The organism is Bacillus sp. FSL H8-0547 (genome assembly GCA_038002745.1).
Taxonomy (GTDB): domain Bacteria; phylum Bacillota; class Bacilli; order Bacillales; family Bacillaceae; genus Bacillus_P.
In genome coordinates, this window is record JBBODD010000001.1 from 2,789,344 (window position 1) to 2,802,634 (window position 13,291).

Below are 13,291 nucleotides of genomic sequence, written 5' to 3' on the forward strand. Positions count from 1 at the left end.
CAGGCTACGTTCGTACTTGTTTCCTGAATATAAGTTTAAACACCAGTGGACTGAAGCGGAAGGCACTTGACTCCTGCGGGATGAAGAGTGCACGGGAGACCCCGCAAACGAAGTGAGGAGGCTCCCGGGGCTCCCCGCGGAAAGCAAGTGACTGGAGCGCAAGGGAACGGGTACGATTTAGAATCTACAATGATCATAAAAACAGCCTGCCATTAAAAAAGAGAGGAAAATGGGTTCACATCTTCTTTAGCTTGAGAAGAATCTCATCTCTCTGGTTAGCCATCAAGGAAAGCACTTGACCGCTAACCAGAGAGATGAGCAGCGGTAGGTAAGCTAAAGAAGGAGATCAGCTAGCCACTATGGCTTTAACTTTTACATGAAAAGAAGCTGAAAATCGCTTCTCTTATTAAAGGCGTTCAAAAATCGGTGTGGGTTAGGAGCCTTGACAGTTTCGTTCATATCAGGAGGCTCCCATCCCTCCCCGCGGAAAGCAAGTTCCTGGAGCGGAAAGGAACGGCATACTTCCAGAATCCGCCCTTGCATTAATCTATATTTAAATTAAAAGGCAGGTCGTACCATGAGAATCGATAAATTACTTTCAAACATAGGCTATGGAAGCAGAAAAGAAGTAAAACAGCTGCTGAAAACAGGTGCTGTAAAGGCTGACGGCAAGATCATCAAGGATGCCAAAACACATGTTGACCCAGCGCTTCAGGCCGTGACAGTACACGGTGAAACAGTTGAGTACAAAGAGCACATTTACCTGATGCTGAACAAACCGGCCGGCTTCCTGTCGGCCACAGAGGACTCTGTCCAGAAAACGGTTATTGATCTGCTGGAAATGATTGATGCCGTCTACAAGCCGTTTCCTGTGGGACGTCTGGATAAAGACACAGAGGGGCTTCTTCTCCTTACAAACGACGGCCAGCTTTCGCATCAGCTGCTCTCTCCTAAAAAGCATGTGCCAAAAACGTACTATGCGAAAATTGAGGGACATGTGACAGAAGAAGATGCGTCTGCTTTCAAAGAAGGGGTAGAGCTTGATGACGGGTATGTCACAAAGCCTGCCCGCCTTGAAATCATCGAAGCAGGAGAACGGTCAGAGATTCGTATCACAATCACTGAAGGCAAATTTCATCAAGTAAAACGGATGTTTGAGGCAGTCGGCAAAAAAGTAGCCTATCTGCAGCGCATCAGCATGGGCCCGCTTCATCTGGATGAGAGTCTTGAACTCGGAGAATACAGAGAGCTGACGGACGAAGAAGTGGAAGCTCTGAGGAATGCACAGGCCATAGAGCTGTAAAATGACAAGAAAAAAACCAGTCGCCAAAAGGGCAGACTGGTTTTCTTATGTATGCAAGTTTAACATTTTTTTCCGGAATAAACGGCTTTCTAGGAAGACATTTTTCTAACCTTCTTCTGTGTAATTGTCCATTTGCCTCTGCTTGGGCTCCGAACCAGGTCATTATACGCTAACACATTTAAATCTCTTTGAATGGTTCTGGGTGTAATACCAAATTCGTCAACAAGCTGCTGAGTTGTAACAGTACCTCTTTCATGGATAAACATGTAGACAGATTTGATACGAGTTAGCATACGGTTTGTTGAAGGTTTCAAAAAACCACTCCTTATCATTTGATCGTATGGCATAGCCTACTGCAACCTACGATGTCCCCTACTGCAGATGTTACTGTACTAATTTAGTTTATGAACGCTACAACAATATTTTACACGATTTCGACATCATCATACCAGCGAAAAGCTAGAATTAACAAAATTTTTACATAGTTTTAATCTTGTTACACACTGATTTGTTCTATATTTCTTATTTTACTATATGTAATTAATTCTGAATAGTATGACATTTTTATGCGTATAAAAAAGCACCCATATCTAGTATGGATGCTTTTAAAGTGTTTTATGAGCGGCTTTTAATGTCCGCCGAGGAACACGAGCTGAATAAAGAACAGAACGGCAAAGATATAAACAAACAGGTGAACCTCTTTCCATTTTCCTTTTGCTATTTTCATAAGCGGATAAGAGATGAAGCCCAGCGCTATGCCTGTTGCAATACTTGAAGTGAGCGGCATTGCAATAATGACAAGGAAGGCCGGGAAAGCTTCGTCAAGTTCGTTCCAGTTAATTTTCGCGATGTTGCCCATCATTAAGCTTCCTACGATAATCAGGGCAGGGGCTGTGATGGCTGCTATGCCTGAAACGGCTCCTACAAGCGGGCTGAAAAAGGCGGTAAGCCCGAACAGCACGGCAACAGTTAATGTAGTGAGTCCTGTTCGTCCTCCGGCGGCAACGCCTGCAGAGGATTCGATGTAGGCAGTCGTCGGGCTTGTGCCGAACATAGCTCCTACAGTCGTTGCAGCAGAGTCGGCTAGCAGCGCTTTGCGTGCATTCGGCAGTTCATTACCCTTCATAAGACCGGCCTGCTGGGCAACGCCGATCATCGTGCCGGTTGTATCAAAGATCGTAACCAAAAGGAATGAGAAAACAACGGCGTAAAGACCATTTGAAATCACCTGTCCAATGGCATCTGCCGGGTTTAGGACCATAAATCCTTCAGGCAGGCTCGGTACAGAGACAAAACCATTTTCAAATGAAAGTTCTCCGGTAAAATAGGCAATAATTCCAGTAATGATCATCCCGAAGAACAGGGCGCCATGAACGTTCAGGCTCATAAGGAGCAGGGAAACTGCAAGCCCGATCAGAGCAAGGATAACAGGTGGTGAAGATAGATCGCCAAGTGTCACAAGGTTTTCAGGGTGGTCCGTTACAATGCCTGTCAGTCTGAGGCCGATAAAGGCGATAAACAGACCGATTCCCGCTGTGATGCCGTATTTCAGGTTAGCCGGGATGGCTTCAATCAGTTTTTTGCGGAACGGTGTCAGCGATAAGATCAGGAAAATGATGCCCGCCACAAAAACAGAGGCAAAGGCAACCTGGTAGCTGACCTGGTGGCCGCCGACAACCGAGTAGGCGAAGTAAGCGTTCAGACCCATTCCGGGTGCAATCGCAATCGGGTAATTTGCAGCAAGAGCCATCCACAGCGTTCCGACAATTGCCGCGATGATGGTGGCTGTAAATACCTGGTCAAATGGAACGCCTGCATCTGCAAGGATAATCGGGTTTACAACCACGATGTAAACCATCGTCAGGAAGGTTGTGATCCCTGCAAGTGTTTCTGTGCGTACCGTTGTTTGATGTTCTTTCAGTTTAAACATAGTAAGCCTCCAATGTGTAGTCTTTCAGGCAGCCATCAGCTGCTGTCATGAGAAAGGTCCCTTGAAAGCAGGGACCGCTGTTGAATAATTGGCATCTGCTTTTTTTCTGCGCTGTCTATCGGCAGCAGAAGCAGAATGAGTGATGAGTGCACTTGATAAACGAACGTTTTTGCAAAACATTTATTATATTATTCGTTTTTAGGTAGATTTGCAAGAGTTTTTGTTTTTTGTTTAAGCTTAGTTTCTCCGTGGAGCGCTTTCTTATGTTTGCATCCTTTGGTATCTTAACTAAGTAGAGGTACGATGAAAATGATCATGAAAAGAGGTATGCAAATGGATTGGATGCAGGAAGTACTGACAAGAAAAGATCAATTTACCGAAGATACTCAGGAATTTTTGCGGATTAAGAGCGTGCTGGATGAGAAATCAAAAACAGAAGGCGCTCCATTTGGAAAAGGCATACATAAAGCATTAACTCACATGCTCCAAAAGGGAGAAAAAGACGGGTTTACGGCTAAAAACCTCGATGGCTACGCCGGACACCTTGAAATGGGACAGGGAGATGAAATTGTAGGCATACTCTGCCATGTCGATGTTGTACCTGAAGGGGACGGATGGAGCAGCGATCCATTTGGAGCAGAAATCCGCGACGGAAAAATTTACGCGCGCGGGGCGATTGATGATAAAGGCCCGACAATGGCAGCTTATTATGCCATGAAAATTGTAAAGGATCTCGGGCTTCCGCTGAACAAGCGGGTGCGGATGATTCTTGGAACCGATGAAGAAAGTGACTGGGGCTGTGTGGAGCACTATTTCAAACATGAAGAAATGCCTTCCCTCGGTTTTGCTCCAGATGCAGATTTTCCAATCATAAATGCCGAAAAGGGTATTATTGATGCAAAGCTTTCGTTCCATTTTGATAAAGCGAGCATCAGCAAAAATGGACCAAAGCTCCTTTCTTTCAAGTCAGGAAGACGTTTTAATATGGTGCCGGATTTCGCTGAAGCAATCGTTCAGACAGATGATGCAAAAGCCCTTGCCCAAAAATACAGCAGCTACCTGTCCCAGTACGAGATAAAAGGCAGTGTTTCAGAGGAGAATGGCACCCTCAAATTAACCGCTGAAGGGATTTCCGCTCACGGAAGCCTTCCGCATACAGGCAAAAACGCAGGGCTATTGCTTGGGCTTTTCCTTGCTGAAGCTGAGCTTGATCATAATGGAAAGGTCTTTTTGAAGCAAATGACCGCCTTTTTCAGCAATGATACAAGAGGAGAGAAAATCGGCATTCAGTGTGAAGACGAAGTTAGCGGAGAATTGACAGTCAATCTCGGCATCATGTCATATGACAGCAAAGAAGGCGGAGAGCTTGGGGTAAACATCCGCTACCCTGTTACAGCAGATTCGGAAAGGATTCAGGAAGGACTCAAATCCATCACTGATTTTCACCTTACATCCTTCAGCGACTCAAAACCGCATTATGTGGAAGCAGAGCATGAACTCATTCAAAAGCTTAAAAAGGTTTACGAGGAGCAGACAGGGGAGAAGCCTGAACTGATTGCCATCGGCGGAGGAACATATGCGCGGTCGCTTAAAGCAGGTGTAGCTTTCGGCCCTATGTTTCCGGGAAGACCGGATGTAGCTCATCAAAAGGATGAATACGTGATCATCGACGATCTTCTGAAGGCAACGGCCATTTATGCTCAGGCCATTTATGAACTGGCAAAATAAGATTAACGAAACGCTTTTCATGTGGTAGGATGTTTGAAGAAGCTTTTAGCCGCTCTCTTTCCAGGGAGCGGTTTTTAGCAATCGAAATGACAGGTGGGGAAAGAAGGCTGCTGGTTTGGATTACACTCTTCAAAGAGAACACCGCATGACGCGGGTTTCGTTCTGTTCGTTTTATTTTCTCATGTTTTTTGCCATTGGATCTCTGTTTCCTTTATTGCCAGTTTATTTAAAGGACAGTGTAGGACTTTCAGGAAGCCAGATTGGAATCATTATGAGCATCAGCCCGGTTGTTATGATTTTAGTTCAGCCGCTGTGGGGGATTTTAAGTGACATCACGCAGAAACCGACTGTTTTACTGACCGTCGCTTTGACGCTTGCCGGACTGTTTGGGATTGTATTCTCACTTCTTGACGGCTATTTCTGGCTGATTGTGATTGCTCTGCTGCTTGCTGTTGTTCAGAGTGCTCTGATTCCTTTATCCGACAGCATCTCAATGAATTATGTCCACAGGACCAAAACGGAATACGGTTCAATCAGGCTGTGGGGAGCTGTGGGCTTTGCAGTTGCTGTCATGGCTGTTGGCCAGCTGTCTGAACGCTATTCTCTTCACGTGATTTTTTATTCCTTTGCACTCGTGCTGTTTCTTGCCATTTTCTTTGCGGCGCAGCTGCCGAATGAAAGCAGAACGATGCAGATCAGCATCCGTGACGGCATAAAAGAACTTGCGAATGTGCCGAGGTATTTTCTGTTTCTATTTATCGCATTTCTTGTTCTTGGCCCTATTCTTGCCAATAATATTTATTTCGGCATTTTTGTCGCTGACCTTGGCGGCGGGCTGACCGGAATCGGCATTGCATTTTTGCTTGCGGCGGGCAGTGAAGCCCCGTTTATGAAGTTTGCAAGCAGCTGGATCAGGCGCCTCGGCATGATGAACATCCTGGTTATGGCAACATGCATTTCATGTCTCAGATGGTTTCTGTATTTCTTTGAACCGCCTCTTGGGGTTGTGTATGCCACAACGATTGCACAGGGCTTTTCTGTTGGATTGTTCATACCTGCTGCCCTTCAGTATGTGAGAGAGCTTGCTCCTGTATCTGTTGGGGCAACGGCGATTTCTCTGTATTCATCTGTTGGGAACGGGCTTGGAAACTGGTTTTGCACGTTTTTCGGGGGCCTTATCCTTGAAGGGTATTCGATTCTTCATGTGTATTTGTTCTTTGGAACAATGTCCCTCATTGCGCTTGTCATCCTTTGTGTGATGAAGCTGAATCAAAAAAGAGCTGTTCCGGTTTAGTCCGGAGCAGCTCTTTTTTTAAAGACTTATTCTTCTCTGAACACATCGCTTGATAGATAGCGTTCGCCTGTATCGCATGCGATGCAGACAACAACATCATCCGGTGTCAGGCGTTTTGCAACTTCAAGGGCGGCAAAGCAGGCTGCACCTGAGGATGGACCGACAAGGATTCCCTCTTCAGCAGCAAGTCTGCGTGTAATGGTGTACGCTTCTTCATCCTTTATTTTGAAAATCTCATCGTAGACATCCTGATTCAGAATGTCTGGAATAAATCCGGGACTTGTGCCGACAAGCTTATGCTTGCCGGGCTTTCCACCGGAAAGGACCGGGGAGCCGGCCGGCTCTACAACATGTACGGTCAAATCCGGATAATGCTCTTTCAGCGTTTCGCCGGTGCCTGTAATGGTTCCGCCAGTGCCAGCTGTGGCAACAAATGCAGTAAGCTTTTTCCCGATCTCATCCATTGCGTCAATAATCTCGGGTGCCGTTGTTTTGCGGTGGGCATCAGCATTTGCTTCGTTTTCAAACTGCATGGGAACAAAGCTGTAAGGGATTTCCTGTGCAAGCTCGTTTGCCTTTTTTATGGCACCGGGCATTTTTTCGTCGCCCGGTGTAAGCACAACTTCTGCACCGTAAGCTTTAAGCAGATTGATGCGTTCCTGTGTCATCGTATCAGGCATGACAAGAATGGCTTTGTAGCCCCTTGCTGCCGCATTCATCGCAAGTCCGATGCCTGTATTGCCTGACGTTGGCTCGATAATCGTTGATTTTTCGTTTAACAGGCCCTGTTTTTCGGCCTCGACAATCATATTAAAAGCAGCTCTGTCTTTTACACTGCCGCTTGGATTGAAGAACTCAAGCTTAAGATAAACCGCAGCTCCGTCTTTTGGATTCAGGCGGTTTAATTTTAAAAGAGGTGTATGGCCAATTAAATCTGCCACATTTTCTACAACACGCATGATTTTTTCAGCTCCTTTAGTTGATATAATAGCATATCCTCTGTTTGCCTTCCCAGCAATCGATTTTCTTAAAGCAAGGCGCTTTGTTTCTATTCTTCCCGGAGACTTTGATAAAATGAAAAAAGTGATTGCGCTGTTTTTGCATGGAAGCGCCGGAGCAGAGCCATGCTCATAGCAAACAGACGGGAAAGGAACCGTTATGACGACACAAACCCATTATTTTATTGGAATACCTGTCCCTCAGAATGAAGCAGATAGACTGACAGCAAAAACAGAAGGGATGAGAAAGCTGTTTAAGTCCTGGGTTCATCCTCTGGATTATCATTTGACGCTCGCTTTTTTGGGGCATCCGGATTCCGCTGATCAGCTGCAGGCCGTCATGAAGGAACTGCACGCAGCCCTTGGCCAGTTTCCTTCCTTTCACCTGACATTCAGCGGTTTCGGCACATTCGGGAGAAAGCAGGCCCCCCGTATTTTCTGGGCGGGCGCGGAAAAATCAGAGCCGCTTGAAAAGATGAGGGAAACGGTATATTCCGTGTGCCGGGAACATGGTTTTGCACTTGATGAGCGTCCATTCGCCCCACATATCACGATCGCGCGGAAATGGGCTGCAGATGAAGACTTTCAGGAAAGGATGCTTCCGGATCATCCGGTGTCAGCCTTTCAGGTTTCAAAAATCAATCTGTTTCAGACCAGGCTTGGGGAAGTCCCTAAGTATCATGCAATTGACACTATCTTATTGCGCTGATGCCCAATAAGATAAATAAGACTTTTAAGCTTAGCGGGGAAACTATGAAATTTATACGTATTGTTATTCAGCTTGCCGGTTTATTTCTTTTTTATTTTGCCGGCACAGCCATTCAGCAATTTTTCAGCTTGTCCATGCCGGGCAGTATTATCGGCATGTTTCTTTTATTTTTCTGCCTGTCCTTCAAACTCATAAAACTGCCGCTGTTAAAGGAAGGAAGCTCCTTTTTGCTTAAACATTTAGCCTTGCTTTTCGTTCCTGCAACGGTTGGGCTGATGGACCATTTTGACCTATTTGCGGGAAGGGGCCTGATCAGCGCGCTGATTGCTCTTTTCAGCACAGCTCTCGTCATGCTGTCAGCCGCTTCGGTAAGCCAGTGGATGAGCACCAGAAAAACGGCAAATGAAGGAGAGGGGGAAAACTCATAATGGCTGTGATCTTCTATATTGTCCTTACGGTTATCGTGTACGCCCTTATGAGAGAGGTTTATAAAAAATACCCTTTTCCTCTATTAGTGCCGATCTTAACGAGCACTTTTCTTTTAATTGTGCTTTTCCTTCTCACAGATACCGAGTATGCTGAGTATATGACCGGCGGAAAGTGGATTGATGCTCTTTTAGGGCCTGCTGTAGTCGCACTTGCCTATCCGCTGTATGAAAACAGACATGTGATGAAAAAGTATGCTTTGACCGTTTTTACGAGCGTTCTATCGGGAAGTATAATCGGAATTGTGAGCGGGGCCGGCCTTGCAGCATTATTTCATGTAGACCGGGAGATGATCCTGTCACTTGCTCCGAAATCGGTCACAAATCCCGTTGCAATGGACATTTCAGAAATAATCGGAGGAATCCCTGCGCTTGCGGTTATCTATGTGGTTATAGCAGGCATGTCGGGGGCTGTTTTCGGCCCGTCTCTTCTGAAGGCTTTTGGCATTAGCCATCCCGTTGCAAAAGGAATCGGACTCGGTGCGGCATCACACGGAACAGGTACGGCGAGAGCTCTTGAAATGGGAGAGCTTGAAGGAGCTGTCAGCTCCATTTCCATGACGCTGTGCGCCATATTTACGGCTGTTCTGTGTCCGGTATTGGTTCCGTTTCTTTTACATGTTCTGTGAGGATGAATGATCCGGAAGGAGTTTACATAAAGTGGCTCAATTAATAAAAGTTCACGCGTGCATATCCAGATATGAAATGGATCTGTACCGCTATCAGAGCCGGTTTCTGCGTGTGAAAAAACAGCAGTGGCTCATGCTGAAGGAAGCTTTTGAAAAGAATGAATTTCACCATTTTGTTAAAAAAGAGCAAATGGAAAGCACGGAAAAAGAGGGAGATTCCCTGACACGGATACGGAGTTACAGGCTTAAAAAGGAAAGGTCCGGCACATCTGTCACCTATCCTGAAGCAAATATGGATTCATCTGAGCTGAGCTTTCATGCCATTCCGGGCTCCCTTGATGAGCTGAAGGAAATGTTTATGAAGCGGGTCTTTCATTTCCAGCTGAAATGGGCAACGTCAACCATAAGGGACAGATCATTTGCAGATCCTTCTCTCTCGGATGATCGCAATCTGAAGGAGCTTTTGCAAAAGCTTCCTGATCAGCATCTGATCTTGTATGCTCCGGTCCTCAGGGTGAAAAATACATCCATTGCCCTCGACACGATTTTAATAAGCCCGGGGGAAATCACGTGCATTCATTTTCTTGAAGGTGACCGCCATGACGTCTATATGGGATCAGCAGAAAGGTTCTGGCGGAAAAACCCCGGAGAAAAAGATGAATCAAGTCTCCTCTCGCCGATAATCAGCCTCAGCCGGACAGCAGCCCTTGTAAAGCAGCTTTTAAAAGAAAAAGAGATTGGATTAAAAGTGAAAAAAGCGCTTGTATGCAAAGAGGGCTTTGTTGAATACCCGGAGGCTTCCTATGATTTGACAGTTGCGGATAAAAGGTCATACAGCCAGTGGATATATCCTCACATCCATCATTCAATGCCAATGAAGCATGATCAGCTGAAAGCAGCCGGTGTTCTCCTGGCTAATTGTGTGAGTGAATCGTTCAGAAGAAATGACTAATGCGCCTTTTGGCGTATTTTTTTATCCAATTACACCCACTTCCCCAAAGAAAAAAGCTATAATTTTACTAGACTCGGAATATCTCTTAAGGTATTCATAATCCACATGAAGATAATGGGGCTGACGATGGAAAACAGCATATACTTTATTATAAATCCCGTTGCGGGAAATGGACGGTCTTTGCGTGTTTTTAAAAAAATCAAAGCAGAAATGGAAAAGAAAAACATGGAGTACCGGTCTTTTATGACGGATTACGCCGGACATGCAGAAGTACTTGCCAGGCAAATTGCATCCATACATGACTACCGGCTGAAAACGGTGATAGGCATTGGCGGAGACGGAACGATTCACGAAATTGTAAACGGGCTGAGCGGGTTTGATCATATCAAAATCGGCTATATTGCGTCGGGGTCGGGCAATGATTTTAAAAGGGGATACGGCAGCTCAAAGGGGAAAGGCTCTGTTCTCACAAAACTGAACAGACAGGCTAAAAGCTATGACTTGGGCTGCTGCAGGGCCGGGAAAGCAGACCGGCTGTTTGTGAACAGCATAGGTGCAGGCTTCGACGCCTACGTTGCGAAGCTTTCCAGTGAAATGAAATGGAAAAAGATTCTGAATAGAGCGGGTGCAGGCTCCTTCGTATATACCCTTGCTCTTATGAAAGGTCTTTTCACCTACCAGCCCGGTTTGCTCTCTGTAACGATTGACGGCGAAGAAAAGGTTTTTGAAAAGGTCTGGCTTGCTGCAGTCAGCAACCATCCATATTACGGGGGAGGAATGAAAATCTCCCCTGATGCAAGGCCTGATGACGGATTGCTGAACGCCACCGTTGTCCACGGATTATCCAGAGGCAAACTGCTCCTTCTCTTTGTACTTGTTTTTACAGGCAGACATAAAGGGCTGAAAGAAGTTTCCATGATGGAGGGCCATGAAATCACGATATCAGGCCCCGTTTCTGTCATGGTGCATGCAGACGGAGAATATTTAGGCGAAACACCTGTTACAGTCACATTAAGGCCAAAAAGCATAAAGTATTATATCTGAATAAATATCAAGACGTGTCCACATGGGTATACTGGTGTGATGAAGAAACAACTATTGCAGGCAGGTGAATCAACATGCTAACGGTACAACGTGCATATCATGCATACCTTGACGAAATGAACTTAATCACCATTTTAATTCCTGGAGAAATGCAGGTAGAGGGAAAGAGGACGTTCTATCTGCTTGACGGGGAGACCCGGACAGAGCTCAAGTGTGAACGGATCGAGACGATTGAAAACAGAGTAAAGATTCAATGCAGGTTTGACCCGTCCGTTAAGCCCTTCGGAAAACTGTACGAAATTTGCGATGACCTGAACCGAAAAACCGATCTGCAGATGGGGGCTGTCATCAGAACAGATTTATTTGACGACTATTTTTACTACGGAGAAAATGACCTTGGCGCAGTTTACGGGGAGGAATCCACAGTATTAAAGGTCTGGGCTCCTACTGCGACAGAGGTGAAAGTAAAGCTTCTTTTTACGGATGTAAATAAAATAGAAACGATGCCTATGACGCTTGGAGAAAAAGGAATATGGACGATAGAGCTTCAGGGCAATTTTGACAGCGTTTTCTATACGTATCTTGTCTGTGTGAACCTGATCTGGAACGAAGCTGTCGATCCTTATGCAAAAGCGGTTTCCATAAACGGAGAGTACGGTGTCATAACCGATTTGAAAAAAACAGATGTGGAAAGAAAAAAACCTCAACCTTTTGAAAAATTGACCGATGCCATTATATATGAGGCTCATATCCGTGATTTCAGCATCCATCCGGACAGCGGCATCAATCAAAAGGGAAAATACGCAGCCTTCAACGAAAAAGAGACGAAAACAACCGGCGGATTATCGTCTGGTCTTTCCTATTTGCAGGAGCTTGGTGTTACCCACCTGGAGCTTTTGCCTTTTAACGACTTTGAAGGTGTGGATGAACAGGACACATCCGCAGAGTATAACTGGGGATACAATCCTCTGCACTTTAATGCGCCGGAGGGAAGCTATTCGGCGAAACCCGATGACCCTGCCCAACGGATAAGAGAATTAAAGAGCGCCATTCAGTCTATTCATGAAAGCGGAATCAGAGTGATCATGGATGTCGTGTACAACCACGTCTATATCCGGGAGACCTCTTCTTTTGAAAAAATTGTACAGGGCTATTATTTCCGTCACGACCACAACGGACTTCCGTCAGATGGAACAGGTGTCGGAAATGATATCGCATCCGAACGGAAAATGGCCCGGAAATTTATTGTTGATTCTGTTTCCTATTGGCTGAGCGAATATGATGTTGATGGTTTCCGTTTTGATTTGATGGGTATTTTAGATGTTGAAACGATGAATGAAGTCCATGCAGCATGTATGAGGATTAAGCCGGATCTTCTTATTTTGGGAGAAGGATGGGACTTAAACACCCCGCTTTCCTATGAAAAAAAAGCCATTATTGCAAACGCCGGGAAAATGCCGGGCATCTCTTTTTTCAATGACCAGTTCAGGGATGTGATTAAAGGGAGCACGTTCAATCTTTACGATAAAGGATTTATTTTCGGGCATACATCAAACCCGGATCTGCTGGCAAGAGTCATGACAGGTTCGATTGCCCATTTTACGTCGCCTGCGCAATCCATTAATTATGTGGAATCCCATGATAATCATACGCTTTGGGATAAAATGGAGGTGTCAAATCCTCATGAGGCGCATGAAGACAGACGGATGAGGCAAAAACTTGCTGCCGGAATGGTCATCCTTGCGCAGGGCATCCCGTTTTTTCACAGCGGCCAGGAATTTTACCGGACGAAAAAAGGCGTAGAAAACAGCTATAAATCACCTGATGACATTAATCAGCTCGACTGGAATGAACGGGAGAAATACGCTGAAGATGTCAAGTATATCAAGCATCTTATTGCCTTGAGAAAATCCCACGGCGCCTTCCGGTTTGGAGCTTCAGATGAAATCAGCAGACATTACCGGGTACTGAAAAATGAAGGCGGAGTATACGCATATGCATTAATGGACGTAAAAGAATATGGTCCATGGAGACACATCGCGGTCATTCACTGCAGCCATCGAAACGGTGCGGTCATTCCGCTTCCTGAGGGAGGAGAATGGGAAATCGCATCAAGTCCATTGATGAATAAAGATCACCATGAACAGAAGGCAGACTCACAGATCACAGCAAATGAAATCGGCACTTTGGTCTTGTTTCAAAAGTAGCTTTTCGGTTTT

Annotated in this window: 12 protein-coding genes; 9 read left to right on the forward strand and 3 right to left on the reverse strand. The window is 45.5% G+C overall.

What is annotated here, in order from left to right:
• Positions 1 to 577: 577 nt before the first annotated feature.
• On the forward strand, positions 578 to 1,303 hold the full coding sequence (locus MHB63_13750) for a pseudouridine synthase (GenBank protein MEK3807580.1): 726 nt from the start codon (positions 578 to 580) through the stop codon (positions 1,301 to 1,303).
• Between the two features lie 89 nt (positions 1,304 to 1,392).
• Here MHB63_13750 and MHB63_13755 read toward each other — a convergent pair whose 3' ends face one another.
• Positions 1,393 to 1,617 (reverse strand): DeoR family transcriptional regulator, encoded by a 225-nt coding sequence (locus MHB63_13755; protein MEK3807581.1) that lies wholly within the window; start codon positions 1,615 to 1,617, stop codon positions 1,393 to 1,395.
• A 314-nt stretch (positions 1,618 to 1,931) separates the two neighbouring features.
• The gene (locus MHB63_13760) at positions 1,932 to 3,233 is read right to left on the reverse strand and encodes an NCS2 family permease (GenBank protein ID MEK3807582.1); all 1,302 of its coding nucleotides are present in this window, start codon (positions 3,231 to 3,233) and stop codon (positions 1,932 to 1,934) included.
• A gap of 333 nt (positions 3,234 to 3,566) precedes the next feature.
• Between MHB63_13760 and pepV the strand changes: the two genes are divergently transcribed.
• A complete protein-coding gene (gene pepV, locus MHB63_13765) occupies positions 3,567 to 4,961 on the forward strand; it encodes a dipeptidase PepV (GenBank protein ID MEK3807583.1) in 1,395 nt (464 codons plus the stop codon).
• A gap of 115 nt (positions 4,962 to 5,076) precedes the next feature.
• Complete coding sequence (locus MHB63_13770; protein ID MEK3807584.1) at positions 5,077 to 6,255, forward strand: MFS transporter; 1,179 nt, start codon at positions 5,077 to 5,079, stop codon at positions 6,253 to 6,255.
• A 26-nt stretch (positions 6,256 to 6,281) separates the two neighbouring features.
• On the opposite strand, the gene cysK is transcribed toward MHB63_13770, so the two are convergent.
• Complete coding sequence (cysK, locus tag MHB63_13775; protein MEK3807585.1) at positions 6,282 to 7,217, reverse strand: cysteine synthase A; 936 nt, start codon at positions 7,215 to 7,217, stop codon at positions 6,282 to 6,284.
• A gap of 196 nt (positions 7,218 to 7,413) precedes the next feature.
• Here cysK and thpR point away from each other — a divergent pair, with 196 nt between their 5' ends.
• The 6 genes from thpR to pulA all read left to right on the forward strand — a co-directional run bounded on the left by thpR (position 7,414) and on the right by pulA (position 13,279).
• On the forward strand, positions 7,414 to 7,962 hold the full coding sequence (thpR, locus tag MHB63_13780; protein MEK3807586.1) for an RNA 2',3'-cyclic phosphodiesterase: 549 nt from the start codon (positions 7,414 to 7,416) through the stop codon (positions 7,960 to 7,962).
• 44 nt (positions 7,963 to 8,006) lie between these two features.
• Positions 8,007 to 8,390 carry a CidA/LrgA family protein gene (locus tag MHB63_13785; GenBank protein ID MEK3807587.1) on the forward strand — a complete coding sequence of 128 codons (384 nt, stop codon included), beginning with the start codon at positions 8,007 to 8,009 and terminating at the stop codon, positions 8,388 to 8,390.
• A complete protein-coding gene (locus tag MHB63_13790) occupies positions 8,390 to 9,076 on the forward strand; it encodes an LrgB family protein (protein MEK3807588.1) in 687 nt (228 codons plus the stop codon). Before MHB63_13785 ends, MHB63_13790 begins: the two co-directional genes overlap by 1 nt.
• Positions 9,077 to 9,107: 31 nt before the next feature.
• Positions 9,108 to 10,028 (forward strand): hypothetical protein, encoded by a 921-nt coding sequence (locus MHB63_13795; protein MEK3807589.1) that lies wholly within the window; start codon positions 9,108 to 9,110, stop codon positions 10,026 to 10,028.
• A gap of 126 nt (positions 10,029 to 10,154) precedes the next feature.
• The gene (locus MHB63_13800) at positions 10,155 to 11,072 is read left to right on the forward strand and encodes a diacylglycerol kinase family protein (GenBank protein MEK3807590.1); all 918 of its coding nucleotides are present in this window, start codon (positions 10,155 to 10,157) and stop codon (positions 11,070 to 11,072) included.
• Positions 11,073 to 11,146: 74 nt separating this feature from the next.
• Positions 11,147 to 13,279, forward strand: coding sequence for a type I pullulanase (pulA, locus tag MHB63_13805; protein ID MEK3807591.1), 2,133 nt, complete (start codon positions 11,147 to 11,149; stop codon positions 13,277 to 13,279).
• Positions 13,280 to 13,291: the final 12 nt, after the last annotated feature.